Source organism: Streptomyces sp. NPDC001093 (assembly GCF_040298985.1).
Taxonomy (GTDB): domain Bacteria; phylum Actinomycetota; class Actinomycetes; order Streptomycetales; family Streptomycetaceae; genus Streptomyces.
Genome location: NZ_JBEPBF010000013.1, coordinates 1 through 25,299, shown reverse-complemented (window position 1 = coordinate 25,299; position 25,299 = coordinate 1). Strand labels below are relative to the sequence as shown.

The following is a 25,299-nucleotide window of genomic DNA, read 5'->3' as shown; positions in this document are numbered from 1 at the left end:
ACCGCACCCCCGTGTGCACAGCCACTCCTCAGCCCACTCGGCGCGGCCGGTAAAGTGGCGGCGTCGTCATCACACCCGTACGGGGGGAAGCCGGTGCAATTCCGGCGCTGACCCTCCCCCAACTCTCGGCTTCGCTCGAGCCGGGGGCACCCCCATCCGTGAATCGTTCGTCATCGAACGGTGAGCCGGAACGCCCCGGGCGGGACGTTGACCGGCTCGCGTGCGTCGGCGGTCCGCCGCGCACGGCACCGTCGAGGTTTACGGAGCCGAGCCGCCCGGGGGGTCTCCCGTGCGCTGCCCGGCTCCCCGCAGGAGAGGCAGTCGCCGACCATGAACGTCCGCCGCAGTGCCGCGGCTCTCGCCGCCATAGGCGTGCTGGCCGCCGCCGCGCCCGCCACGGCCGCCGGGCAGTCCCCGTCCCCCTCTCCCAAGGTCGCGATCCCGTCCGGGCTGTACGGAAAGTCCGACCCGACCTACGACGGCGTGTGGCGCCAGTCGCTGACGCTCATCGCCCAGCGGACCCTCGGCTACCGGCCGGCGGCGAAGGCCGTGGACTGGCTCAGCGGCCAGCAGTGCGCGAGCGGCGCCTTCCCGGCGTTCCGCGCCGCCCCCGCCAAGGCCTGCGACGCCAAGGTCATGGTGGACACCAACAACACGGCCGCCGCGGTCCAGGCCCTGAAGGCGGTCGGTGGGCACGACGACGCCGTCGGCAAGGCGGTGGCCTGGCTGAAGTCCGTGCAGAACAAGGACGGCGGCTGGGGCTATGCGCCGGGCGGGGCCAGCGACACCAACTCCACCTCCGTCGTCATCGGCGCGCTCGCGGCAGCGGGGACGGATCCGGCGAGCGTCGGCAAGGCGGGCAAGTCCCCCTACGACCTCCTCGCCGCCCTGTCCCTCCCCTGCGACCAGGACGGCGGCGGCGCCCTCGCCTTCCAGCCGGACAAGAAGGGCAAGCCGGCCGCCAACGCGGACGCCACGGCGGCCGGGGTGCTCGGCGCCCTCGGCAAGGGGTTCGTGACCCAGGCCGGCAAGGCGCCCGCGCAGAACGCGTGCGTCAAGGCGGGCCGTCCCACCCCGGCCCAGGTCGCGGACAACGCCGGCGCCTATCTGGCCGCGGCCGTCGGCACGACCGGGCACCTGCAGTCCGCGCTGCCCGGCGCCAAGGACCAGCCGGACTTCGGCAACACCGCGGACACGGTCGTCGCCCTCGCCGCGGACGGCCGGACCGAGCAGGCCAAGAAGGCGTACGGCTGGCTGGAGAAGAACGCGGGGCAGTGGGCGGTGCAGAGCGGTCCGGCGGCGTACGCCCAGCTGATCCTCGCCGCGCACGCGATCGGCGCCCAGCCCGGTGACTTCGGCGGCACCAGCCTCGTCCGGTCCCTCAACGAGCTCGGCCCGGCACCGGCGATGGACTCCGGCGCGCACGAGACGAAGAAGGCCGAGAAGTCCGACAGCGGGTCGAGCCTCGGCGTCTGGTGGTTCGCCGGCGTCTGCCTCGTCGCGGGCATCGGCATCGGTTTCCTGCTCAGCGGCCGGAAGAAGCGGCAGCCGTGAGGCCCGTCCGCCGCGCCACGAGCCTGCTGTGCGCCGCGCTCGTCCTGCTCGCCGGGGCGGGCCAGGCGCACGCCACCGGTTACCGCTACTGGTCCTTCTGGGAGCGGTCGGGCGGACGCTGGACGTATGCCACGCAGGGCCCGTCGACCGCCCGTCCCGACGACGGCGCCGTGGAGGGCTTCCGCTTCGCGGTGAGCGCGGACTCGGCGGACGCGAGCCGGCCCCGCGGGGCGGCGGACTTCGGCACGATCTGCTCGGGTACCCCGGCCACGTCCGGTACGAAGCGGGTGGCTCTCGTCCTCGACTTCGGCACGCCCGCGGATGCGCCCTCCGGCGAGACACCGCCGGCCCGCCGTACGGAGTGCGCCCGCGTGTCCCCCGACGCGACGACCGCCGACGCCCTGGCGGCCGTCGCCCCGCCCCTGCGCTACGACACCAACGCCCTGCTGTGCGCGATCGCCGGGTATCCGAAGAAGGGGTGCGGGGAGCAGGTCTCGGCGGGCGGCACGTCAAACGCGGCCCAGCCGAAGCACGGCTCGGACAGCGGGCCGTCCCTGGGATTGCCGATCGGCGTGGCGGTGGTCGTCCTCCTGGGAGGCGCGGCGGTGTGGCAGTTCCGACGGCGACGCGATGACTCCGTCTGACTGCGGGCCGGTGGGGGCTGTTCGTGCAGTTCCTCGCGGTGCTGTCCACCCCGGTGCCTGGTGGCTCTGGGCGTCGAGTCTCGGTACCGCCGCCACCCGCACCACCAACCCCCTCCTCCTCGCCCTGCTCATGTCCGCCTCCGCCTACGTCGTGGCGACGCACCGCGGCACCGCCGGCGCCCCCACCGCGCACGCCTACACGGCCTTCGCCAGACTCGCCCTCGCCGTGCTCCTCGTCCGCGTCGTCTTCGCGGTGGCGCTGGGCTCCCCCATCCCCGGCACCCACACCCTGGTGACGCTCCCCGAGGTCCCCCTCCCCCACTGGGCACAGGGCATCCGTCTGGGCGGAAAGGTCACGGCGGAGGCGCTCGTCTTCGCCGCCTACGACGGGCTGAAGCTGGCCGCCCTCCTGATCTGCGTCGGCGCGGCGAACGCGCTCGCCGGCCCCACCCGCCTGCTCAAGTCCCTCCCCGGCGCCCTGTACGAGACCGGCGTCGCCGTCGTCGTCGCCCTCACCTTCGCCCCGCACCTCATCGCCGACGTCCAGCGCCTGCGCGCCGCCCGCCGCCTGCGCGGCCGCCCGGACCGGGGGCTGCGCGGCCTGCTCCAGGTCGGACTGCCGGTGCTGGAGGGCGCGTTGGAGCGCTCGGTCGCCCTCGCCGCCGCGATGGAGGCCCGCGGCTACGGCCGTACCGTCGAGGTCCCCGCCCGTATCCGCCGTACGACGGCCGCGCTCACCCTCGGCGGACTGCTCGGCGTGTGCGCGGGAACGTACGGGCTGCTCACCGCGGAGGGCGGCACGTACGGCGTCCCGCTGCTGCTCGCCGGTGTCGTCGCCGCCCTCGCGGGGCTGCGGCTCGGCGGCCGGCGTTCGCCGCGCACCCGGTACCGCCCGGACCCGTGGGACGTACGGGCCTGGCTGGTCACCGGCTCGGGCGTCGCGGTCGCCGCGCTGATCGGCCTGGCCTCCGCCCGCGACCCGGAGGAACTGCACCCGGGCGTCGTGCCCCTCGTGGCCCCCACTCTCCCGCTGTGGCCCGCCGCGGCGGTCCTCCTCGCCCTCCTGCCCGCCTTCGTCGTGCCCAAGGTCCACAAGGAGCCGTCGTGATCCGCTTCGAGGATGTCAGCGTGACGTACGACGGTGCGGCCGAACCCGCCGTCCAGGGCGTCGGCTTCGAGGTGCCGGAGGGCGAACTCGTGCTGCTCGTCGGCCCGTCCGGGGTCGGCAAGTCGACCGTGCTCGGCGCGGTGAGCGGTCTCGTGCCGCACTTCACCGGCGGCACCCTGCGCGGCCGCGTCACGGTGGCGGGCCGGGACACCCGTACCCACAAGCCGCGCGAACTCGCCGACGTGGTCGGCACGGTGGGCCAGGACCCGCTCGCCCACTTCGTGACCGACACCGTGGAGGAGGAACTCGCCTACGGCATGGAGTCGTTGGGCCTCGCCCCGGAGGTCATGCGGCGCCGGGTCGAGGAGACCCTGGACCTGCTGGGGCTGGCCGGACTGCGCGACCGCCCGATCGCCACCCTCTCCGGTGGCCAGCGGCAGCGGGTCGCGATCGGCTCGGTCCTCACCCCGCACCCCCGGGTGCTGGTCCTGGACGAGCCGACCTCGGCCCTGGACCCGGCCGCGGCGGAGGAGGTCCTGGCGGTGCTCCAGCGCCTGGTGCACGACCTCGGCACGACGATCCTGATGGCCGAGCACCGCCTGGAGCGCGTGATCCACTACGCCGACCGAGCCGTCCTCCTGCCCGGTCGCGGCGAAGCCCCGGTCGTCGGCTCCCTGCCCGAGGTGATGGCGGTGTCCCCGGTGTACCCGCCGGTGGTCGGTCTGGGCCGCCTGGCGGGCTGGTCCCCGCTCCCCCTGACCGTCCGGGACGCCCGCCGTCGGGCCGCCGGCCTGAGGGAACGCCTGGCCGCGTCCGCGCCTGCGAGTGCGTCGGGGCTGGTCGCTCCCCCGAGTTCTCGGCTTCGCTCGAACCCGGGGGGACCCCCATCGCGGCGGAGCCGCATACCGACACGGCCCGCGCCCCCCGTAGCCGGGGACAGCCCTGGCACAGGGCGCCGTCTCCGGTTCCGTCGCCGCCCCGCCTCCCCCACCCCACCACCCCACCACCCGCACATCGCCGAGGTCCGCTCCCTCTCCGTGCGCCGAGCCCGCGTCGACGCCCTCCGGCACATCGACCTCACCGTCGCCCCCGGCGAGACCATCGCGCTCATGGGCCGCAACGGTGCCGGCAAGTCCACCCTCCTCGCCTCGCTCGTCGGCCTGGTGGTGCCCAGTGCGGGAAGCGTGCAGGTCGGCGGGGCCGAACCCCGCCGCACCGCACCCCCCGACCTCGTACGCCGCGTCGGTCTGGTCCCCCAGGAGCCGCGGGACCTGCTCTACGCCGACACGGTCGCCGACGAGTGCGCGGCGGCCGACCGGGACGCGGGGGCCGAGCCGGGGACCTGCCGGGCGCTGGTGTCGGAGCTGCTGCCGGGGATCACGGACGACACCCACCCCCGCGATCTGTCCGAGGGGCAGTGTCTGGCGCTCGCCCTGGCCGTCGTACTGACCGCCCGCCCGCCCCTCCTCCTGCTCGACGAGCCGACCCGCGGCCTGGACTACGCGGCCAAGGCCCGCCTGGTGACCGTACTGCGCGGCCTCGCCGCCGAGGGGCACGCGATCATGCTGGCCACGCATGACGTGGAGCTGGCGGCCGAGCTCGCGCACCGGGTGGTGCTGCTGGCCGAGGGGGAGGTCATAGCCGACGGGCCGACGGCGCAGATCGTCGTCTCCTCGCCGTCCTTCGCCCCGCAGGTGACGAAGATCCTCGCCCCGCAGCAGTGGCTCACCGTCGCCGAAGTACGCAAGGCCCTCGCATGAGGCCCCCGAGCACCGCGCCGCTGCACGCCGTCCGTCTCCGCCCCCGCTCGCTCGCCGCGCTGGCCCTGGTCGGCGCGGTCGGTGTGGTCGCCTTCGGCTGGCCCTTCCTCGCTCCGCCCGCCTCGCAGCTGAGCGCCCACGCCCAGGACGCGCCCTGGCTCTTCGCGGGCCTCCTCATCCTGCTGGTCGCGGTCGTGGCGGCGACGATCTCGGAGTCGGATCTCGGGCCGAAGGCCGTGGCCATGCTGGGCGTGCTGGCCGCGACGGGGGCCGCGCTGCGTCCCATCGGCGCGGGTACGGCGGGGATCGAGCCGATGTTCTTCCTGATGGTGCTCAGCGGGCGGGTGCTGGGACCGGGCTTCGGCTTCACGCTGGGCTCGGTCACGATGTTCGCGTCCGCCCTGCTCACGGGCGGGGTCGGGCCGTGGCTGCCGTTCCAGATGCTGTCGATGGGCTGGTTCACGATGGGCGCCGGGCTGCTCCCGGGCCCGGTCCGGCTGCGTGGCCGGGCCGAACTGCTGCTCCTCGCGGTCTACGGCTTCCTCGCCGCGTTCGCCTACGGCACGGTCATGAACCTGGCCGGCTGGCCGTTCATGGGCGGCGCCGCCTCGAACATCTCCTTCGACGCCCATGCCTCCGTCCCCGCCAACCTGGCCCGTTTCGTGGCCTACTGCCTGGCCACCTCGCTCGGCTGGGACCTGGGCCGGGCCCTGTGCACGGTGGTGCTGACCCTCGTCCTCGGCCCGGCCGTGCTGCGCGCGCTGCGCCGGGCCACGCGGCGGGCCGCCTTCGAGACCGCGGTCACATTCGACGGCCCCGGCGCGTGACGGGCGGCACAGCGAACGGTGCCGCTGGGTGAGGCGCCGTGTGCGGCTGGTGAGGGAGACGGTGAAGCACCCCACATGACGCACGTCACCTACGATGCGGGGCCGTAGTCCTGAATGTCCGATATGCCCTTTCAGGCACCCCTACTGACCTGCGCTTTGCGATCCACGTCACAGAGTCGACCTTTGCCTCTCATCCGGCCACAACTAGTAAAAGGGGTCATTGCGGACGGCTTTCCGGGCTGCTTCTCTGGACGACGTCGCCAGGCGCCACGAGCCCCCCGGGTCGCGGCGCCGACGCATGAGGCCACATCGCGTGGTCCTTCCACTGCGGGCGATCCCCTGTCCCCGACGCAAGAGGTACTCCGTGTCCGTCTCCTTCATCCGCCGCATCGCTTCCCCGAAGAAGGCCCTCACCATCGCCGCCGTGGCCGCCGCCACCGCCGGCATGGCTCTGAGCGCGGCGCCCGCCCAGGCCGCCCCCAGCTCGGCCTCCTCCGCCCAGGCGATCGCGCACAAGATGATCCCGGACGCCGCGCAGTTCAACGCGTTCAACAAGATCGTCTCGCACGAGAGCGGCTGGAACCCGAGCGCCACCAACAGCTCCTCCGGCGCCTACGGCCTGGTCCAGGCCCTGCCGGGCTCCAAGATGTCCTCCGCCGGTTCCGACTGGAAGACCAACCCGGCCACCCAGATCAAGTGGGGTCTGGACTACATGAAGTCCCGCTACGGCAGCCCGGCGAAGGCCTGGAGCTTCTGGCAGGCCAACGGCTGGTACTGAGCCACTCGGTAGCCGCCCCCCAGCACACGCGCGCACCCTCGCCCCTCGACGGGCGGGGGTGCGCGCGCATGTCCGGCCCCCGCCGCCGGACACGTGCTGAAGTGGTCGCATGACGACAGCGCGCACACCGGCACCGGACCCCGAGGCGCGCGGGCTGCGGCTCGTGCTCGTGCTGCTGGTCCTGACCGTGGTGAGCGGTCTGATCGACGCCGTCAGCTATCTGGGCCTGGGCCGGGTCTTCACGGCCAACATGACCGGCAACGTCGTCGTCCTCGGCTTCGCGGCGGCCGGCGCGCCCGGCTTCTCCGTGCCGCACACGGCGACCTCGCTGGGGTGTTTCCTGCTGGGCGCGGTGACCGGCGGCCGGCTGGCGGCCCGCGTCGGCAAGGGGTCGCGCCTCACCTGGACCCGCCTCACCCTCACCGCCGAGGCGGTCCTGGTGGCCCTGTCGGCGGCGGTCGCCTTCGCCTGGCCGCACGCCACCGGCACGGTCTACGCCCTGATCGCCCTCACGGGGTACGCGATGGGCCTGCGCAACGCGACGGTCCGCAAGCTGGGCGTCGCCGACCTGACGACCACCGTGCTGACCATGACCCTGACCGGCCTGGCCTCCGAGTCCCGCCTCGGCGACGCCACCGGCCACCGCTCACCGCGCCGCACGGCCTCGGTGATCGCCATGCTCGCCGGTGCCTGCCTGGGCGCGTGGCTGGTCCTGCACCACGGTCTCGCCCTTCCGCTGCTGCTCGCGGCGGTGGCGTCGGGCGTGCTGGCGGTGGTGGCGTCCGGCCGGGAGTGACCCCGCCGACCTGTGACTTCGCCGACCTCGGGGGAGGCAGGAACGGGGCGTTGGGGTAGGGGTGCTCCTGCCTCCCTCGGGGTGGGCCGACCCACGCGGGTTCAGCCGGTGGTGACCTGGAGTTCCTTGACGCCGTTGATCCAGGCCGAGCGCAGCCGGCGGGGCTCGTCGGCGGACCGCAGACCGGGCATCGCGTCGGCGATCGCGTTGAAGATCAGGTCGATCTCCAGGATCGCCAGGGACTTGCCGAGGCAGTAGTGCGGGCCGCCCCCGCCGAAGCCGAGGTGGGGATTGGGGTCACGGGTGATGTCGAAGTCGTCGGGGTCGGTGAAGACCTCGGGGTCGTGGTTGGCGGAGGCGTAGAACAGCCCGACCCGGTCGCCCTTCCCGATCCGGGCCCCGCCCAGCTCGATGTCCTGGGTGGCCGTCCGCTGGAAGGCGTTGACCGGGGTCGCCCAGCGCACGATCTCCTCGGCCGTCGTGTCCGGCCGCTCCCGCTTGAACAGCTCCCACTGCCCGGGATGGGTCAGGAACGCGTGCATCCCGTGGGTGATGGCGTTGCGGGTGGTCTCGTTCCCGGCCACCGCCAGCATCAGCACGAAGAAGCCGAACTCGTCGGAGTTCAGGTTGCCCTCGTCCTCCGCCGCGACGAGGGTCGTGACGATGTCGTGGGCGGGGCACTGCTTGCGCTCGGCGGCCATGTTCATGGCGTAGGCGATGATCTCGGCGGCCGACTGGGCGCCGACCTCCTCGGTGATGGCGTACTCGGGATCGTCGTAGGCGATCATCTTGTTGGACCAGTCGAAGATCTTGGACCGGTCCTCCTGGGGTACGCCGATCAGCTCGGCGATGGCCTGCAGGGGCAGTTCGCAGGCGACCTCGGTGACGAAGTCGAAGGGCCCGGAGCGCGCGCGGGCACTCGCGACGATCGCCTCCGCACGCGCCCGGAGCCGCTCCTCCAGGGCGCGGATGGAACGTGGCGTGAAGCCACGCTGCACGATCTGCCGCACCCGCGTATGTTCCGGAGGATCCATGTTGAGCAGGATCAGCCGCTGTGCGTCGATCGCGTCGCGCTCGATGTGCTCGTTGAAGCGGATGATCGCTGTGTTGACGGTGGAGGAGAAGAGCTCCGGGTGCGTGGAGACGTACCGGACGTCCGCGTGCCGGGTCACGGCCCAGTAGCCGTCGTCGGCGAAGCCCGCGCGGCCGTGCGGCTGCGGGATCCAGCGGACCGGCTCGGTGCGGCGCAGCTCGGCGAACTCCGGGAGGGGCACACGGTGGTGCAGCAGGTCGGGGTCGGTGAAGTCGAACCCGTCGGGCAGCGCGGGGCAGTGCATCGGCGACTCCCGTCGTCCGGTCTCAGTCCGTTCTGACGGCCCATCAGCGGGTGCCGTGAAGGTAGTAACGGGTTCTACAAGTCGCAAGGGGTACGGCAGCCCCAATCCGTGCGGAATTCGTGCAGATCACCAGTCCGGCACCTGCAAGACTCTTGCGGTGATGGACATCACGTCAGCAGACTGCTGGGCAGAACTAGAACGCGTACTAGTTCTGGAGGAGAGCCCTCTCGGAGAGGACCCGCACCCATGGCCGCCGAACCCGTGATCGTCGAAGCCGTACGCACCCCGATCGGCAAGCGCGGCGGCGCGCTCGCCAACCTGCACCCCGCCTATCTCCTGGGCGAGACCTACCGTGAACTCCTCGGCCGCACCGGCATCCCCGCCGACGCGGTCGAGCAGATCGTCGGCGGCACGGTCACCCACGCCGGCGAACAGTCCATGAACCCCGCGCGCACGGCCTGGCTGACGATGGGGCTGCCGTACGAGACGGCGGCGACGACGGTCGACTGCCAGTGCGGCTCCTCCCAGCAGGCCTCGCACATGGTGGCCAACATGATCGCCGGGGGCGTGATCGACGTCGGGATCAGCTGCGGGGTCGAGGCGATGAGCCGGGTCCCGCTGGGATCGGGGTCGAAGCACGGCCCCGGCAAGCCGTTCCCGGACGAGTGGAACGTGGACCTGCCGAACCAGTTCGAGGCGGCCGAACGCATCGCGCGGCACCGGGGGTTGAGCAGGGAGGACGTGGACAAGCTGGGCCTGCTCTCCCAGGAGCGGGCGGCCCTCGCCTGGGCCGAGGAACGCTTCAAGCGCGAGACCTTCGCCGTGCAGGTTCCGACCACCGAGGAGGAGCAGTACGCAGGTCAGGGCATGTGGCGCCTGGTCGACAAGGACGAGGGGCTGCGCGACACGTCCATGGAGGCGCTGGCCGGCCTGAAGCCGGTGATGCCGACGGCCGTCCACACGGCGGGCAACTCGTCGCAGATCTCGGACGGGGCGGCGGCCATCATGTGGGCGTCGAAGCGGATGGCCAGGGCGCTGAAGCTGAGGCCCCGGGCGCGGATCGTCGCCCAGGCGCTGGTGGGCGCCGACCCGCACTTCCACCTCGACGGCCCGATCGACGCGACGCGCGCGGTGCTGGGCAAGGCCGGGATGTCCCTGAAGGACATCGACCTGGTCGAGATCAACGAGGCGTTCGCGTCGGTGGTGTTGAGCTGGGCGCAGGTCTTCGAACAGGACCTGGACAAGGTCAACGTCAACGGCGGTGCGATTGCCCTGGGTCACCCGGTGGGGGCGACGGGCGCCCGCCTGATCACCACCGCCCTGCACGAACTGGAGCGCGTGGACAAGGAGTTCGCGCTGATCACCATGTGCGCGGGCGGTGGGCTGGCCACCGGGACGATCATTCAGCGGTTGTAGAGGCCACGTTCACGAAGGCGGTGAAGCCGGCGGGGTCGAGGGTGAGGACCGGTCCCGCCGGGTCAGGTGCATCCAGGCCGGTGTCGCGCGCAGCGCGATGCTTCTGCCGGCCATCTGCGCAAGCGACTTCGCGCGGGCGACGAAGAGGTCCGGGTCGTCCATCCGGGCGGTCACCGCGGGGGGATAGATCTCGGCGTCGACATGGCGGGGGAAGGCGTCACGCAGGGCGGTCAGGACGTTCGTCCGATCGGGTTCGGGAAGGTCCCCGACGAACACATGGCCCGATGCCGCGCCCGCGGTGACATCGCGCCGGACCTGAGCGTCCGTCACGTGACGGAGGATGAACGCGGCCACGTCGTCGAAGAGGCCGGAGGTGGCGAACCAGTCGAGGTTCTCTCCCGATCCGCCCGAGGGCAACGACACGAGCTTCGTCACGGCTGCCCTTCCGTCACGGCGAGCGGCGGGCGCGCGACCTCCTGGCCGGGGGACTCCCGGCGTGCCGCCGCTGCCGTGGCGATCCGGGCCCGCGGGCCCTGGAACACGTACGACAGCCCGAAGCCGGCGCTCACCACCGCCGCGCCGCCCACCGCGTCCAGCACCCAGTGGTTGCCGGTGGCGACGATGGCCGAGACGGTGAAGAGGGGGTGCAGGAGGCCGAGGGCCTTCATCCACCACTTCGGGGCGATGATCGCGATGACCAGGCCGCACCACAGGGCCCAGCCGAAGTGCAGCGAGGGCATCGCCGCGTACTGGTTGGTGAGCGCGGTGAGGGTGCCGTAGTCGGGCTTGGAGAAGTCCTGGACGCCGTGGACGGTGTCGATCACGCCGAGACCCGGCATCAGGCGCGGCGGGGCCAGCGGGAAGAGCCAGAAGCCGATCAGGGCGAGGAAGGTGGCGAACCCGAGGGAGGCGCGGGCCCAGCGGTAGTCGACGGGGCGGCGCCAGTAGAGGACGGCGAGGATCGTCAGGGGCGCGATGAAGTGGAAGGACTCGTAGTAGAAGTTGAAGAAGTCCCGCAGCCATTCGATCTTCACGACGGCGTGGTTGGCCCGGTGCTCGATGTCTATGTGCAGGACACGCTCTGTGTCGAGGACGATGTGGCCGTGGTGCTCGGCGCGGGCCCGGCCGCCGGAGACGGTGCCGCCGGTCGCGGCGAGCCGCACCTGCGAGTAGGCGGCGTAGACGACCCGGATGAGCAGCAGCTCCAGGAGGAGGTTCGGGCGGCTGAGGACGCGGCGGAGGAAGGGGAGCAGGGGGATGTGGCGGAAGCGGGCCGGGACCGGTGGGGCGTACTCCGCCGGGATCGGGATCTGGTAGTGGGGGGACGTCCGGGACAGGAACGGTACGGCCGTGGCGGCGGCCAGCGCCGCGAGCAGGACGAGGTTGTCGCGCAGCGGGTGCATCACCGCCATGTTCGGCAGCATCATCTTGGCCGGCAGGGTGGTCACCAGGATCATGGCGACGGGCCATACGTAGCGGTCGGAGGCCCGCCTGCCGACCCGGCCGACCATCGCGAGCAGCACCCACAGCACCTGGTGCTGCCAGGCGGTGGGAGACACCGCGACGACGGCGCAGCCGGTGACGGCCACGGCGAGCAGCAGCTGGCCGTCGTGCGCGTAGCGGACGGCGCGGCGCAGGGCGAGCGCGGCGACGGCGGCGCTCAGCACCAGGAAGAGGCCGATCTCCAGCGGGCCGCTCACGCCCAGGCGGAGCAGGGCGCCGTGCAGGGACTGGTTGCCGAGAGCGTCGGCCTTGCCGCCGAGGCCCGTCCCGGCCATGTGGTGCACCCAGTACGTGTACGAGTCGTGCGGCAGCGCCGCCCAGGCGAGCGCGGTGCAGGCGGCGAAGGTGCCGGCCGTGGCGGCGGTGGCCCGGCGGCGGCCGGTGAACCACAGCAGCGGGGCGAACAGCAGCATGGTCGGCTGCAGAGCGGCGGCCAGGCCTATGCACACCCCGCTCCCGCGTTCGCCGCGTACGGTGAAGCAGCCGAGCAGGACGAGCAGGACCGGGATGATGCTGGTCTGGCCCAGCCACAGGGCGTTGCGTACCGGCAGCGACAGCATGAGCAGGCTGATCGCGATCGGCGCGGCCAGCAGGGAGGTGCGGCGGCCGACCGGCTGGGGCAGCGCGCGGGCCGCCACCAGACCGAGCGCGACGACCAGCAGCAGGGTGCCGAAGGTCCAGCCCCAGCCGAGCGCGGCTTGAGCGGAGCGCGTGAGGGGTTTGAGGACCAGACCGCCGAGGGGCGTGCCGGTGAACCGGGTCGAGTCGTAGATCGAGCCGTTCACATGCAGCACGCCGTGGGGGCCGACCCAGGTCTCCAGGTCGGTCAGCCGCTCGCCGCTCGGCGTGGTGAGGACGACGGTCAGCTGCCGTATCGCCAGGATCGCGGCGACCGCCCACAGGGCGAGCCGCGCCGCGCGCAGCCTCGCCTCGGCCGGGGCCCTGCCGAAGGTGTCCACTGGTCGCCCGCTGTGCTCCACGTTCGCCACGCCTCGTCGGCCTCCCGCCCCGTTCGGTCCCGGCGCCGGTCACGCCGCCGGATTCCTCTGAGAACCCTATGAGGGTCCCAACCCCCCGGAGAAGGACGCGGGAAACCAACGCTTCACCTGACGTCCGTTCTCCTTTTGTCCGGAAGACGATAGACGGGGGCATGGGCGGTTGCCCGGCCGGGGCGCGAGAAGGATCACAGCGCGGGACCGGAATGGCTGGACCTGAGTGGGCAGACGTACCTGCGTATGCATCGTTTGGGTGCAGTATGCAGCTAACCGCATACGTGACGTAAAGTGCCCAAGTCCGCCTATGGTCACTTTTCGGCCCGAATTCCGGCAGTGTCGCCGTGCGGACCGCGTTCCTGTCCCCGTCGAAAGGTAGGCGAGCCCCGTTTTGGCGACCGCCACAGCCGTCTCCCCGTCCCTCGTGAAGACCCGGCGGGCCTCCACGGCCCGTGACCTCACCGTCACCGACCCCGCGCTCGTCAGGCGCGCCGTGAAGGCGGCCGCGCTCGGCAACGCGATGGAGTGGTTCGACTTCGGTGTCTACAGCTACATCGCGGTCACCCTGGGCAAGGTCTTCTTCCCGTCCGGCAACCCGACCGCGCAGCTGCTGTCGACCTTCGGCGCCTTCGCGGCGGCCTTCCTGGTCCGGCCGCTCGGTGGCATGGTCTTCGGTCCGCTGGGCGACCGCGTGGGCCGTCAGAAGGTGCTCGCCGTCACGATGATCATGATGGCGGCGGGCACGTTCGCGATCGGCCTGATCCCGTCGTACGCCTCGATCGGCGTGGGCGCGCCGCTGCTCCTGCTGGCCGCCCGGCTGGTGCAGGGCTTCTCGACCGGCGGCGAGTACGCCGGTGCCTCCACCTTCATCGCCGAGTACGCCCCCGACAAGAGGCGCGGCTTCTTCGGCAGCTGGCTGGAGTTCGGCACGCTGGCGGGCTACATCGGCGGCGCGGGTCTGGTCACCCTGATGACCGCGCTGCTGTCCTCGCACGATCTGGTGTCGTGGGGCTGGCGCATCCCGTTCCTCATCGCCGGTCCGATGGGCATCATCGGCCTGTATCTGCGGATGCGGCTCGAGGAGACCCCGGCGTTCGCGGCCGAGGTGGAGAAGGCGGAGGCCGCGCGGCCGAAGGTGCCGCTGCGCGAGATGGTGGCCGGCCAGTGGAAGGCGCTGCTGCTGTGCATGGGCCTGGTGCTGGTCTTCAACGTCACCGACTACATGCTGCTGTCGTACATGCCGAGCTACCTCACCAGTGAGCTGAAGTACGACGAGACGCACGGGCTGCTGGTCGTGCTGGGCGTGATGGCCCTGATGATGGTCGTCCAGCCGTTCGCGGGCGCGCTGACCGACCGGGTCGGCCGCCGCCCGGTGATCGCGGCGGGCTGCGCGGGCTTCCTGTTCCTCTCCGTCCCGGCCCTGCTGCTGATCCGCCAGGGCAGCCTGCTCGCCGTCGCGCTGGGCATGGGCGCGCTGGGTCTGCTGCTGGTCTGCTTCACGGCGGCCATGCCGGCCGCGCTGCCCGCTCTCTTCCCGACGCGGGTGCGGTACGGGTCCCTGTCCATCGGGTTCAACGTGTCGGTGTCGCTGTTCGGCGGGACGACTCCGCTGGTGGTCACGGCGCTGATCGGGGCGACCGGGAACATGATGATGCCCGCGTACTACATGATGGCGGCGGCTGTCGTGGGCGGGTTCGCGGTGTGGCGGATGTCGGAGTCGGCGGGGCGGCCGTTGCCGGGTTCCGCCCCGGCGGTGGAGCAGCGGTGAGCGCCGCAGGGGCGCGGGGTGTATGCCGGGTGCGGGTGCGTGGGGGCTGATCGCGCAGTTCCCCGCGCCCCCTGGGGAGTTGCGGTCGCCGCACGCCGGACACGCCCGGAACCGATGACAAGGGCAGCACCGTCTGTTGCCCTGTGGAAAACGCCCGCGCTCGCATAGTCGCCCTCGTCCTCGCCCTCCTCGGTATCCAGCTGAGCTGGCTCGTCGCCCCGGCCTACGCCTGCGGCTGCGGGGCGATGGTGCCGGACCCGGCGACGGAGATATCCGTCGCCCAGGAGCAGTCCGTGCTCCGCTGGGACGGCCGCCAGGAGCAGATCGTGATGCGGCTGACGGTGAACGGCGACGCGCGGCACGCCGCCTGGATCATGCCCGTCCCGCACCGGGCGACCGTCCGTCTCGGCGACCCCGCCCTCTTCGACCAGCTCTCCAGGGCCATCCAGCCCGTCCACCGCACCCGGTACCACTTCTGGCCGAAAAACGGCGACTGGCCCCTCCACGGCTACGACAACTCCGCCGGCGCCGCCGCACCACCCGCCGCCGGCGGCGTGGACGTGGTCGGCCGCCAGCGGCTCGGGCCCTTCGACGTGGCCCGGCTGACCGCCACCGACCCGGCCGCCCTCGGCGACTGGCTGCACGCCCACGGCTTCTCCCTGCCCGCCCGCCTGCGGACGGCCCTGCGGCCGTACGTCGACATGCACTGGGAGTACGTGGCCGTCCGCCTCGCCCCGGACACCCGGGACTCCGCCCTGCACGGCGCGCTGGACCCCCTCCACCTCACCTTCTCCGCCGACCGCCCGGTGTACCCGATGCGTCTCTCCCGCCTCGCCCGCACCCCGCAGTCGCTCGGCCTGTACGTCCTCGCCGCCCACCGCATGGAGACCCGCACCACGATCGGCGGCCTCGCGCCCAGCGTGGTCTTCGCGGGCCGGGTCCACGCACACGGCGGGACCCTCGGCGAGCTGGCCGCCGGTACGCCGTACCTGACCGCCCTCACCCAGCGGTTCCCCGAGCCCGACCGCATCTCCGGCGACCACGAGCTGCGCCGGGCCGCCACCGACACCCCGGTGCAGCAGGTGAGCTACGACGACCGGCTGCGCGAGGTCGCCGGGGTCCCGGCCTGGCTGCTCACCGTGGCCGGCGTGCTCCTGACGGTGGCGGCCGCCGGCGTCGTGATCGTCGTACGGCGCTCCCGGCGGCCGGTGAATCCGTCGATGATCACCCCGTCCGCGCCCGTCGGCTGAGACGATGTCAGCGGGAACGGCAGGCACTCGGGAAAGGCAGCAGGAGCATGAGCGACTCCCAGCTCTGGGACGACGTCGATGACTACTTCACCAGCCGACTCGCCCCCGATGACGAGGCGCTGCAGGCGGCCCTGCGGGAGAACGACGCGGCCGGTCTGCCGCACATCGCCGTCTCGGCGGCACAGGGCAAGTTCCTCCAGCTGCTCGCCCAGGTGCAGGGCGCGCGGCACATCCTGGAGATCGGCACACTCGGCGGTTACAGCACGATCTGGCTGGCCCGGGCCCTGCCCGAGGACGGCAGACTGGTGTCGCTGGAGTACAACGCCAGGCACGCGGAGGTGGCCACCCGGAACCTCGCCCGGGCCGGCCTGGACCGGATCGCGGAGGTGCGGGTGGGCCCGGCCCTGGAGTCGCTGCCCAAGCTCGCCGACGAGAACCCGGCCCCGTTCGACCTGGTGTTCATCGACGCCGACAAGGCCAACAACGCGCACTACGTGGAGTGGGCGCTGCGGCTCACCCGCACCGGCAGCCTGATCGTCGTGGACAACGTGGTGCGCGGCGGCCGGGTCGTCGACGAGCGCAGCACCGAGCCCGACGTCGTGGGCACGCGCGCGGCGATCGAGCTGATCGCCACCCATCCGAGGCTGAGCGGCACCGCGATCCAGACGGTCGGCAGCAAGGGGTACGACGGGTTCGCGCTGGCCCGGGTACTGGACTGAGCGGCCCCCGCCCGTCGCCCGGCTGGGGGCTCAGACCTCGTGGTAGAAGCCGACGTTGACGCTGCGCGGCGCGGTGCGGTCCTGGACGACGATCTCGCCGGACCCGCCGTGCGGCAGCGGTACGGTCGCGCCGTAGCCGACGGGCTGCGCGTACTCCCCCACCAGCAGCCGCACTTCGGACGACGGCTCGGCCTGCGAACCGCGCAGCCAGCTCAACTGCCAGCCGCCGTCCGGGGTGCACTGGAACTCCAGGTGCACCCGCGAGACGAACAGCCAGTCCTCGGGGGTGACCAGCCGGCACACGGACGCGTCGCGGCCGACCCGGAGCACGGCGCCCGGCTCGCTCGGCGCCTCGGCCATCGTCATGCCGGCCGTGGCACCCGCGTCGGCCCCGGAGACGGTGGCCATGGTGAGTTCGAGCACGAGCGTTTCCCCCTGTACGACCTTCGTGGTGCGGCGGCCGGATCGAGGTGCCGCCGCCGCATGATAAAACGCCCGGCGGGGCCGCGTCCGGCACAATGGGTTCATGACCGAGCGAAAGCCACCGGGTGTGCCGTTCGAGTCCTGGGCCGACAAGCAGATCCGCGACGCGCAGGGACGGGGTGAGTTCGAGCGGCTGCCGGGCACGGGTGAGCCGTTGCCCGCCGGACTGGACTCCACCTACGACGAACTGTGGTGGGTCAAGCGGAAGATGGTGCGCGAGGGCCTGTCCGTCCTGCCGCCCGCCCTCGCCCTGCGCAAGGAGGCCGAGGACGCGCTCGCGGCGGCCTACGCGGCGCCGTCGGAGCGGATCGCGCGGAAGATCATCGAGGACGTCAACGTCAAGATCAAGGACATGATGTTCAAGCCGCCGCCCGGTCCCCCGCTGGGCAAGAAGCCGTACGACGTCGAGGAGGTCGTGCGCGAGTGGCGGCAGCGCAGGGCTGCCGCCAAGGGGTCGTCAGAGGTGTAGCAGGCGGCCGGCCAGCTCCTGGTAGTCGCGCAGCGCCAGCCTGAGCTGCTCGGTGTCGGTGTCCGAGCCGGATCCGCGGTCCTCGGAGGCCTCCCAGGACCGCCGCAGCGTACGCCGGCGCCGCTCCACAGCCTCTTCGAACCGCCCCGCGATCTCCTCGACCACGTGATCGGCCTGCTCGACCGCGCGCCGGGGCTCGTCCACGAACCCGGCCGCCAGCTGCCGCATCCGCTGCTCCCAGCGGTCGGTCTCGTCGTGGGGCAGCAGGGGCGCGCCGGTGCCGGAGGGAGCGGGCGCCGTCTCACCGACACGGCCGGATGCGGCGCCGCCGGGTGCCGTCGGCCAGGCGTCCGGCGCGGTGGACTCGGTGGTGCGCGCCTCACGCGCGGTCACGTCCCCGGGGGACGGAACCCCCAGCCCGTCGTCGGGCATAGGACTCTCGTAGGCCCCACCGCCCTCGCCGGGCACACGCCTCTCGCCCGGTATGCCGGCGCCGCTCGCCGTACCGCCGTCGATGTCCGCGGGGCCCGGTGGGTGTGGAGGCGTGTCCTCCGGGGTGAGGTCGTCGGCTGTGAGGCCGTCCCTGCCGGGGCCGATCGAGCCGGGGAGGCGGGATGGGGCCCCCGTCGGCGGCGGTTCGCCGGGGAGCCGTTCCTCCGGCAGGGACTCTGTCGGTGTGCGGTGGCCCAGGGGCATGTCCTCCGGGGTCCAGTCCTCGTCCTCGCGGCGGCGGCTCTTGCTGTCCGACATGGTGCTCAACCCTCCTTGGTACGGCTCCTGGAGCGGCTGCCGGTCTCCCCGGAGGGGTGGGTCAGGTCGTCGAAGAGGGCGCGTGCGCCGACGAGCGCCGTCCGCATCTCCTCGGTCCCGGAGCCGGCCTCGGTCAGCCCGTCGCGCGCCCCCGTACGGGCCACCCGGTGCACCTGCCGATAGCCGTCCACGTGGTCGGCGTGGTGCACGGACAGCGCGGCCAGCTGCTCCTCGTAGCGCCCGCCGTCCGGGTAGCCGCGCGCGGCCGCGACGTCCGCGAGGAGCTGGTCGGCCTCGGCCACCGCCTGCCGCGGCGACTCGACGAAGTGTTCCTGCACGGCCGTCCAGCGGGCCGCGTAATGCTCCCGCCCGGCCGGGTCCAGTGGCCGTTCCCGCAGGCCACCGTGGCGTTCGACGCGCTCGGCCAGCTCCCGTTCGGCGGCCCTGGTGTCCCCGTCGTGCAGGGCGACGGTCCGCTCGTACTCGGGTCCGAAGCGCTGCCTCAGGCCGGGCCCGCCGTACCGTCCGCGACCGCGCAGAACCGGGGAGGCGGCCGCGGCGATGATCACGACCACCACGATCACGGCCAGCACGATCATGCCTGTGGACATGGTTGCCTTCCGCTCGGACCGGCCCCACCGGCCGGCTCCCCCTCCGGGTGACCCGGAAGGGGAGCCGCAAACGGTGATCAGTCCGCGAAGCGGCGCAGTCCGGTCACCGACCGGACCGCCGCGATACGCCCGTCCGCCACCTCCAGCAGGTCGATCCCGCTCTTCTGGGTGCCGTCCGGCAGGGTCACGTACCAGCAGCAGGCGGTGCGGCCCGACGCGCCGTCCACCACCGGCGTGCCGTCGACGGTGAAGCGCAGTCCGGGCTTCTCCTCGCGGAAGGCGGAGATCAGCCCGAGGATCCCGGCCGGGCCGTGCACCGCGTCGGTGGTCGCGCCCCGCTCGGGATCGTTGCCGAAACGGATGCGGAAGCCGGGCGCGAGGAACGCCTCCGGGTCGCTGAAGTCGCCGTTCCACAGCGCGGTCCAGCGGTCGAAGAGGGCGATGCCGGTGGCGGGGGTGAGACCGGCGGAGCTCGTCAGGGAGGTCGATGTCGATGTCATGGGCATCAGCCTGCGCCCCGCCCGCGACACCCCCCTGTCGGTGATTGCCGTCACATCACGGTCGCCGCGTCGAGCGGTACGACGTCGGAGCCGAGCGTGTCGAGGGCGGCGAGGTCCACGGCGCGGTGCGGGGCCCGCTCGTCCAGGGCGGTGGCCTCGCGGACCCGGTCCAGCCGGAAGCCGCGCGGGGCGTCGCGCAGCCGGCACCAGCCGGCCAGGTACCAGTGCTCGGTGCCACCGAGGAAGCCGAGCGGTTCCACGTCCCGTCCGGTGATCCGGCCGGCGGCGTCGGCGTACCGCAGCCGCAGCACCCGGCCCGCGGTGAGCGCCTCCCGCAGGGCGGCGGGCACCACGGGTCCGGCGGGCCGCGCCGGGCGGGCGGCCGGGACGAGCAGCCGTACCCGCTCGGTCAGCTCGGCCGCCGCCCTGCGCTCCCGTTCCGGCATCACGGCCAGCACCTTGTGCAGCGCGCTGCGCGCGTCCGCCGCGAACGGGGTCCCGGAGAGCGTGTGCAGCCCGACGGCGAGGGCGGTCGCCTCGGCCGGGGTGATGGTCAGCGGCGGCAGCGTCCGCTCCCTGTCGAGCACATAGCCGCCGCTGCGGCCCGGCTCGGCGTGGATGGGCACCCCGGACTGCTGCAGCGCGGCCAGGTCCCGCTCGATGGTGCGGACGCTGACCTCGAAGCGCCGGGCGAGCGCGCGGGCGCTGCGGGGCCGGGGAGCGGCGGCGCGCAGTTCCTCGACGAGGGCGTAGAGACGGTCGGTGCGGTTCACGGCAGACAGTCTGCGGAAATTCGCTCGTCGGTGCGGGGACGGCCGCCGACAATGGCCGGCATGACGTGGACGATCGCCCCGGAACCGTACGACTCCCCGGTCGCCGCCGCGCTGTGGCGGGCGTACTACACGGAGGTCAGCGACCGCTGGTACCTGCTGCACGAGGGCCGTCGTACCGGCCCCGACGAGTTGGAGCGGGAGATCGCGGCCGCGACGGGATCCGAACTGGCGCCTCCCACCGGGCAGTTGCTCGTCGGCCGGTACGACGGTGAGCCGGCCGGGTCGGCGGGGGTACGGCTGCTGGAGCCGGACACGGCGGAACTGACCCGGGTGTTCGTGTACGAGCAGCTGCGCGGCAGGGGCGGGGCTCCGCTGCTGGTGGCCGCAGCCGAGGAGGCCGCCCGCGCCCTCGGTGCCCGGCGGCTGATCCTGGACACCCGCTCCGACCTGGTCGAGGCGCGCACCCTGTACGCCCGACTCGGCTACACGGAGACCGGTCCGCACAACGACGACGTCTACGCCGAGCACTGGTTCCGCAAGGAGCTGGCGCTCAACTGACCCTGGTGGTCGTCGCGTTGTGCGGTCGCTCGCGCTCGGTGCCGCACAGTTCGCCGGTGAGTTCCCTGACGAGCTGGGTCAGGTCGGTGGAACGGCCGGGCTCCCACCAGTCGCCGAGGAGTTCGGCGAGGGACTCCTCGCGGGCCTTGGCGAGCCGTTCCGCGACCACGCGTCCGGAGGGGGTCAAGTACAGGTCCAGGCCCTGGCGTTCGGCGAGCTGCCGTTCCTCGACCTGGCGGGCGGCGGCGAGGACGGCCTCCAGCGGGACGGGGCTGCGCTCGGCGAGCACGCCCGGCTCGATGGAGCCGTACTTGCGGATGCGCAGCAGCATCCAGCTGGCGGCGGGCAGCAGGTCGTACCCGGCCCGTTCGGTGATCTTCCGGTAGACCTCGCGGCGGCCCTCACGGGTGCCGAGCAGGGACAGGGCGCGGCTGCACTCGTCGTAGGAGGACCGCTCGACCGGGTTGGGCGGGATGGTCTCGGAGGCGTCCGGCGCGGTGACCGAGCCCCGCAGCCGGTCCTCCTTGAGGAACCAGGCCAGCAGGAAGCCGAGGAGGGCGACGGGGGCGGCGTAGAGGAAGACGTCGGTGATGGCGGACGCGTACGCGTGCAGGGCCGCCGGGCGCAGGGCGGGCGGCAGGGCGGCGATGCCGCGCGGGTCGGACTTGAGGGAGTTCGCGGACGCGCCCGGGGGCAGGTGCACGCCCCGGAGGGCGGCGGCGAGCTTGTCGCCGAGGCGGCTCGCGAACACCGTGCCGAAGATCGCCACGCCGAAGGAGGCGCCGATGGAGCGGAAGAAGGTCGCGCCGGAGGTGGCGACGCCCAGGTCCTCGTACGACACCGCGTTCTGCACGATGAGGACGAGCACCTGCATGACCAGGCCGAGGCCGAGGCCGAACACGAAGAAGTAGGCGCTCATCTCGGCGGTGGAGCTGTGTTCGTCGAGCCGGTGCAGGAGGAGCAGGCCGATGGTGGTGACGGCGGTGCCGGTGAGCGGGAACACCTTCCAGCGGCCGGTGCGGCTGACGATCTGCCCGGAGACCGTGGACGACAGCAGCAGGCCGGCGACCATGGGCAGCATGTACACTCCGGACACGGTCGGCGAAACCCGGTGCACGACCTGCAGGAAGGTCGGCAGGTAGGTCATCGCGCCGAACATGGCGAAGCCGACGATGAAGCTGATGACGGCGGCCAGGGTGAAGGTGCGGATGCCGAACAGCTTCAGCGGCAGCACCGGTTCGTCGGCCCGGCGCTCCACGGCGACGAACGCCACGGCCAGCAGGACGCCCAGCACGGCCAGCCCGATGATCTGCGCCGAGCCCCAGGCCCAGGTCGTCCCGCCGAGGGAGGCGACCAGCACCAGGCAGGTGGCGACGGACGCGATCAGGAACGTACCGAGGTAGTCGATGACGTGGTGCGCGGTGCGGCGCGGGATGTGCAGGGCGGTGGCGATCACGGCGAGCGCGACGACGCCGACGGGCAGGTTGACGTAGAACACCCAGCGCCAGCTCAGATGCTCGGTGAACAGCCCGCCGAGCAGCGGGCCCAGCACGCTGGTCGCCCCGAACACGGCCCCGAACAGCCCCTGGTACCGCCCGCGGTCACGCGGCGGCACGATGTCGCCGACGATCGCCATCGACAGCACCATCAGTCCGCCACCGCCCAGGCCCTGCAGCGCCCGGAACCCGATCAGCTCGCCCATGTTCTGCGCCATGCCGCACAGGGCCGAGCCGACGAGGAAGATCACGATGGCGGCCTGGAACAGCCGTTTCCGCCCGTACTGGTCGCCGAGCTTGCCCCACAGCGGGGTCGCGGCGGTCGAGGCCAGCAAGTAGGCGGTGACGACCCACGACAGGTGCTCGAGACCGCCGAGATCGCTGACGATGGTGGGCAGCGCGGTCGAGACGATCGTCTGGTCGAGCGCGGCGAGCAGCAGCCCGAGGAGCAGGGCGCCGATCGAGACCATCACGTTGCCGGAGACGTGCTCGGCGGCCTTGATCTCCTTCTCCGTGCCGTGCGTGTCCAGGGCCATGGAGACCTCCCGGGGCTCGGATGCACCTGACTCCATCGTGGTCGGAGTCACCGTTCATGGCCTGTCGAGTCCCGCGTTTCGGGCGGCGGATGCGAAGAAGTTGCGCATAGTGTCGGTGGTTCGTGAGGGGAGGGGCGAACGCGTGAGTGATTCCGAGGGCCGCAGCTGCCCGGAGTGCGGGGCACCGAGGGGTCCGGACCTGAGCCCGTCCTGCGACTGCACCGAGCGCGCGGCCGAGGCCCTGCGCGAGACGCGCACGGCCGAGGCGGCAGCGGCGGAGGACTTCGACCCGCTGCGGATACGGCCGTATGTGAAGGTCGAGCCCGCCGAGACCACGCTTCCGTTACGCGCGGTGTCGGAGCTCGAGGGGAAGCGCCCCGAAGGGGCACGGGGCCGTGCTTTGATATGCGGCTCCGCCGCGATGGGGGTCCCCCCGGGTTCGAGCGCAGCCGAGAACTTGGGGGAGCGACCAGCCACAGCGGCGCTGCAGCCGAACGACGATCCATCCCAGCCGCAGCACGAGCCACCGTGGCCGAACCGGCGAGGCACCACCGTCCTCCTGTGTGCCGCGGCCGCCGGCACGGCGCTCGCGGCGGCCGGGTTCGCGAGCGGGCTGTTCGCGTATCACGCGCCGTCCCGGGACCGGGCGGCCCAGGAGGTCAGGCAGAGCGTCCCGGAGGTGAGCACACCGGTCCCGGCGTCGCCGCCGGCGCCGTCCTCCCCGGCCCCGTCGCACCGGCCGGTGCCACCGCCCACCGCATCGGCCGGCCCCCCGAGCCCGCCGGCCACACCGTCCACATCGCCGCCCCCGTCCCGGTCCCCGTCCCCGTCTCCGCCCGCCGTCCCGTCCAGCCCGGCCTCCACAACCGCCTCCGCCGCCCCGCGGACCACCCCGGCCGTCGCACCGGTGCTGCACCTCGGCGACCAGGGCCCGGAGGTGACCGAACTCCAGCAGCGGCTACGGCAGTTGAACCTCTACGGCGACCAGATCGACGGCGACTTCACCCGCCCGGTGGAGGACGCCGTACGCACCTACCAACTGGCCCGGGGCGTCCGGGGCGACACCCTGGGGGTGTACGGACCGGCGACCCGGAAGAGCCTGGAGGCGGAGACGCGGGAGCCGTGAGGGGCGGGCGGGAACGCCGCGTCAGCCGATGTGCAGCCGGATCGTCCCGTCGCCCGTCGCCTCGACCCGCACCTGCGTGAGATCCGGCACGACCACGTCAGGTCCGTGCAGAGCGGCGCGGGGCCCGACCCCCACCACCGTCATCCCCGCGGAGCGCCCCGCGGCGATCCCCGCGCCGGAGTCCTCGAAGACGACACAGTCCGCCGGATCCACGCCCAGCTCGGCGGCGCCCTTCAGGAACCCCTCGGGATCGGGCTTGCTCGCGCCCACCGACTCGGCGGTGACGCGGATCTCGGGCAGCGGCAGCCCGGCGGCGTTCATCCGCGCGGTGGACAGCGGGACGTCGGCGGAGGTCACCAGGGCGTGCGGGAGACCGCGCAGGGACGCGAGGAAGGCGCTCGCGCCGGGGATCTCGACCACGCCGTCGGTGTCGGCGGTCTCCTCGGCGAGCATGCGCGCGTTGTCGGCGAGGTTCTGCTCCATGGGCCGGTCGGGCAGCAGTACGGCCATGGAGGCGTGACCCTGCCGGCCGTGGACCACCTTCATCACCTCGTCACCGTCCAGCCCGTGCCGCTCGGCCCAGCGGCGCCAGATGCGCTCGACGACGGCATCCGAGTTGACCAGGGTGCCGTCCATGTCGAGCAGGAGGGCACGGGCGGTGAGGACGGTGGGCGTGGCGGTGGCCGTCATCGGCAGCTCCAGGAACGAAAAAGACCCCGAAGGGAGGGACAAGGCGGCCCCGCCCGCCGGTCAGGGAAAACGGGCGGGAGCCACTTTGTTCCTCCACGGTACAAAACCCGGGGCCGATCCCGCCACCGCATTCCGAGAGGGTTCACCGAGCGTTCAGCTCGGGGGGGCGGCCGGGGCGGTGGCCAGGGCTGGGCTGGGGATCGACCTGAGGCTCGGGCTGGGGCCGGGGCTCGCTCTGAGACTTGGGTTCGGGCTCGGGCCGGGGCCAGGACCGGGGGCTGAGGCTACGGCCGGAGTCAGGGACCGGGGCTGGGGCTGGGGATCGGCCTGAGGATCGGACTCGGGCTGGGGCGGGGTCAAGGCCGGGGTTGGGGTCAGGGCCGGGGCGCCGGGGCTGGGGCCGGAGTCGGAACCGGGGCTGAGGCTGGGGCCGGAGTCAGGGGCCGCGACTAAGGCTCGGCCCCGAGCCGGGCCGGGGCTAGGGCTCAGCCCGGGGCCGGGGCCGGGGCAAGGGCTCCGCCTGAGGATCGGGCTCGGGGCAAGGGCTCGGCCTGAGGCTCGGGCTCGGGCCGGGGTCGGAACGCGGGCTGAGGCTGGGCCGGAGTCAGGGGTCGCGGCTGGGGCTCGGCCCGGGGCTGGAGCTCCGGCCCGGGCCCTGGCCAGGGCCGGGTCAGGGGCCCGGTCAAGGCCGAGCCGAGCCAGGGCCGGGTCAGGGTCAGGGTCAGGGCAGAGACACAGCCAGGCCCGGGTCAGGACGAAGTGGGCTTGATCCGCTTTGACGGACATCGCAGATCAGGGGCTTCGGTCCCAGAAGGATGATGTCCATCATGGAGAGCATGGGGAAGAAGAAGCCGC

At 72.9% G+C, this 25,299-nt stretch carries 24 protein-coding genes; 14 read left to right on the top strand and 10 right to left on the bottom strand.

All coding sequences use genetic code 11. The features are described 5' to 3' along the window. The first annotated feature begins 330 nt into the window (after window positions 1-330). The 7 genes from ABT288_RS09335 to ABT288_RS09305 all read left to right on the top strand — a co-directional run bounded on the left by ABT288_RS09335 (window position 331) and on the right by ABT288_RS09305 (window position 7,467). On the top strand, window positions 331-1,554 hold the full coding sequence (locus tag ABT288_RS09335) for an SCO2321 family membrane protein (protein ID WP_351604405.1): 1,224 nt from the start codon (window positions 331-333) through the stop codon (window positions 1,552-1,554). Further along, complete coding sequence (locus ABT288_RS09330; protein ID WP_351604403.1) at window positions 1,551-2,198, top strand: SCO2322 family protein; 648 nt, start codon at window positions 1,551-1,553, stop codon at window positions 2,196-2,198. Before ABT288_RS09335 ends, ABT288_RS09330 begins: the two co-directional genes overlap by 4 nt. Beyond that, window positions 2,185-3,306: a CbiQ family ECF transporter T component gene (locus ABT288_RS09325; protein ID WP_351604402.1), complete on the top strand. Its 1,122-nt coding sequence runs from the start codon at window positions 2,185-2,187 to the stop codon at window positions 3,304-3,306. Before ABT288_RS09330 ends, ABT288_RS09325 begins: the two co-directional genes overlap by 14 nt. Next, the gene (locus ABT288_RS09320) at window positions 3,303-5,066 is read left to right on the top strand and encodes an ABC transporter ATP-binding protein (RefSeq protein ID WP_351604400.1); all 1,764 of its coding nucleotides are present in this window, start codon (window positions 3,303-3,305) and stop codon (window positions 5,064-5,066) included. The genes ABT288_RS09325 and ABT288_RS09320 overlap by 4 nt, the downstream gene beginning before the upstream one ends. Further along, the gene (locus tag ABT288_RS09315; protein WP_351604398.1) at window positions 5,063-5,893 is read left to right on the top strand and encodes an ECF transporter S component; all 831 of its coding nucleotides are present in this window, start codon (window positions 5,063-5,065) and stop codon (window positions 5,891-5,893) included. The genes ABT288_RS09320 and ABT288_RS09315 overlap by 4 nt, the downstream gene beginning before the upstream one ends. Before the next feature lie 364 nt (window positions 5,894-6,257). After that, window positions 6,258-6,671 (top strand): aggregation-promoting factor C-terminal-like domain-containing protein, encoded by a 414-nt coding sequence (locus ABT288_RS09310; RefSeq protein ID WP_351604396.1) that lies wholly within the window; start codon window positions 6,258-6,260, stop codon window positions 6,669-6,671. A 109-nt stretch (window positions 6,672-6,780) separates the two neighbouring features. After that, window positions 6,781-7,467: a YoaK family protein gene (locus ABT288_RS09305; protein WP_351604394.1), complete on the top strand. Its 687-nt coding sequence runs from the start codon at window positions 6,781-6,783 to the stop codon at window positions 7,465-7,467. 101 nt (window positions 7,468-7,568) lie between these two features. Here ABT288_RS09305 and ABT288_RS09300 read toward each other — a convergent pair whose 3' ends face one another. After that, a complete protein-coding gene (locus tag ABT288_RS09300) occupies window positions 7,569-8,804 on the bottom strand; it encodes a cytochrome P450 (RefSeq protein ID WP_351604392.1) in 1,236 nt (411 codons plus the stop codon). Window positions 8,805-9,050: 246 nt separating this feature from the next. Between ABT288_RS09300 and ABT288_RS09295 the strand changes: the two genes are divergently transcribed. Further along, window positions 9,051-10,220 carry a steroid 3-ketoacyl-CoA thiolase gene (locus tag ABT288_RS09295; protein ID WP_351604390.1) on the top strand — a complete coding sequence of 390 codons (1,170 nt, stop codon included), beginning with the start codon at window positions 9,051-9,053 and terminating at the stop codon, window positions 10,218-10,220. Between the two features lie 9 nt (window positions 10,221-10,229). Here the strand turns inward: ABT288_RS09295 and ABT288_RS09290 are convergent, their stop codons facing one another. Both ABT288_RS09290 and ABT288_RS09285 read right to left on the bottom strand, forming a co-directional pair. Next, window positions 10,230-10,655 carry a hypothetical protein gene (locus ABT288_RS09290; protein ID WP_351604388.1) on the bottom strand — a complete coding sequence of 142 codons (426 nt, stop codon included), beginning with the start codon at window positions 10,653-10,655 and terminating at the stop codon, window positions 10,230-10,232. Further along, a complete protein-coding gene (locus ABT288_RS09285) occupies window positions 10,652-12,712 on the bottom strand; it encodes a bifunctional glycosyltransferase 87/phosphatase PAP2 family protein (protein WP_351604386.1) in 2,061 nt (686 codons plus the stop codon). The genes ABT288_RS09290 and ABT288_RS09285 overlap by 4 nt, the downstream gene beginning before the upstream one ends. Window positions 12,713-13,139: 427 nt before the next feature. Between ABT288_RS09285 and proP the strand changes: the two genes are divergently transcribed. The 3 genes from proP (at window position 13,140) to ABT288_RS09270 (ending at window position 16,452) form a co-directional block, all read left to right on the top strand. Further along, window positions 13,140-14,483, top strand: a complete 1,344-nt coding sequence (gene proP / locus ABT288_RS09280; protein ID WP_351604559.1) for a glycine betaine/L-proline transporter ProP — start codon at window positions 13,140-13,142, stop codon at window positions 14,481-14,483. Window positions 14,484-14,626: 143 nt separating this feature from the next. Then, window positions 14,627-15,733 carry a DUF2330 domain-containing protein gene (locus ABT288_RS09275; RefSeq protein ID WP_351604384.1) on the top strand — a complete coding sequence of 369 codons (1,107 nt, stop codon included), beginning with the start codon at window positions 14,627-14,629 and terminating at the stop codon, window positions 15,731-15,733. 47 nt (window positions 15,734-15,780) lie between these two features. Continuing rightward, window positions 15,781-16,452, top strand: coding sequence for an O-methyltransferase (locus tag ABT288_RS09270; protein WP_351604382.1), 672 nt, complete (start codon window positions 15,781-15,783; stop codon window positions 16,450-16,452). Between the two features lie 30 nt (window positions 16,453-16,482). Here the strand turns inward: ABT288_RS09270 and ABT288_RS09265 are convergent, their stop codons facing one another. Beyond that, the gene (locus ABT288_RS09265) at window positions 16,483-16,875 is read right to left on the bottom strand and encodes an FHA domain-containing protein (protein ID WP_351604380.1); all 393 of its coding nucleotides are present in this window, start codon (window positions 16,873-16,875) and stop codon (window positions 16,483-16,485) included. Between the two features lie 103 nt (window positions 16,876-16,978). On the opposite strand from ABT288_RS09265, the gene ABT288_RS09260 reads away from it, so the two are divergent. Next, window positions 16,979-17,404 (top strand): DnaJ family domain-containing protein, encoded by a 426-nt coding sequence (locus ABT288_RS09260; protein ID WP_351604378.1) that lies wholly within the window; start codon window positions 16,979-16,981, stop codon window positions 17,402-17,404. Here the strand turns inward: ABT288_RS09260 and ABT288_RS09255 are convergent. The 4 genes from ABT288_RS09255 to ABT288_RS09240 all read right to left on the bottom strand — a co-directional run bounded on the left by ABT288_RS09255 (window position 17,393) and on the right by ABT288_RS09240 (window position 20,038). Next, window positions 17,393-18,154, bottom strand: coding sequence for a hypothetical protein (locus ABT288_RS09255; RefSeq protein WP_351604376.1), 762 nt, complete (start codon window positions 18,152-18,154; stop codon window positions 17,393-17,395). The two genes, ABT288_RS09260 and ABT288_RS09255, sit on opposite strands and share 12 nt — an antisense overlap. Before the next feature lie 5 nt (window positions 18,155-18,159). Next, window positions 18,160-18,765, bottom strand: coding sequence for a hypothetical protein (locus ABT288_RS09250; RefSeq protein WP_351604374.1), 606 nt, complete (start codon window positions 18,763-18,765; stop codon window positions 18,160-18,162). 77 nt (window positions 18,766-18,842) lie between these two features. Beyond that, complete coding sequence (locus ABT288_RS09245) at window positions 18,843-19,265, bottom strand: nuclear transport factor 2 family protein (protein WP_351604372.1); 423 nt, start codon at window positions 19,263-19,265, stop codon at window positions 18,843-18,845. Between the two features lie 50 nt (window positions 19,266-19,315). Beyond that, on the bottom strand, window positions 19,316-20,038 hold the full coding sequence (locus ABT288_RS09240; RefSeq protein WP_351604370.1) for a helix-turn-helix transcriptional regulator: 723 nt from the start codon (window positions 20,036-20,038) through the stop codon (window positions 19,316-19,318). Between the two features lie 51 nt (window positions 20,039-20,089). Between ABT288_RS09240 and ABT288_RS09235 the strand changes: the two genes are divergently transcribed. After that, a complete protein-coding gene (locus tag ABT288_RS09235; protein ID WP_351604369.1) occupies window positions 20,090-20,596 on the top strand; it encodes a GNAT family N-acetyltransferase in 507 nt (168 codons plus the stop codon). On the opposite strand, the gene ABT288_RS09230 is transcribed toward ABT288_RS09235, so the two are convergent. After that, the gene (locus tag ABT288_RS09230) at window positions 20,589-22,628 is read right to left on the bottom strand and encodes a DHA2 family efflux MFS transporter permease subunit (RefSeq protein ID WP_351604368.1); all 2,040 of its coding nucleotides are present in this window, start codon (window positions 22,626-22,628) and stop codon (window positions 20,589-20,591) included. The two genes, ABT288_RS09235 and ABT288_RS09230, sit on opposite strands and share 8 nt — an antisense overlap. A gap of 142 nt (window positions 22,629-22,770) precedes the next feature. On the opposite strand from ABT288_RS09230, the gene ABT288_RS09225 reads away from it, so the two are divergent. Beyond that, a complete protein-coding gene (locus ABT288_RS09225; RefSeq protein WP_351604366.1) occupies window positions 22,771-23,754 on the top strand; it encodes a peptidoglycan-binding domain-containing protein in 984 nt (327 codons plus the stop codon). A 21-nt stretch (window positions 23,755-23,775) separates the two neighbouring features. On the opposite strand, the gene ABT288_RS09220 is transcribed toward ABT288_RS09225, so the two are convergent. Beyond that, on the bottom strand, window positions 23,776-24,444 hold the full coding sequence (locus tag ABT288_RS09220; protein ID WP_351604364.1) for an HAD family hydrolase: 669 nt from the start codon (window positions 24,442-24,444) through the stop codon (window positions 23,776-23,778). Window positions 24,445-25,299 lie beyond the last annotated feature (855 nt).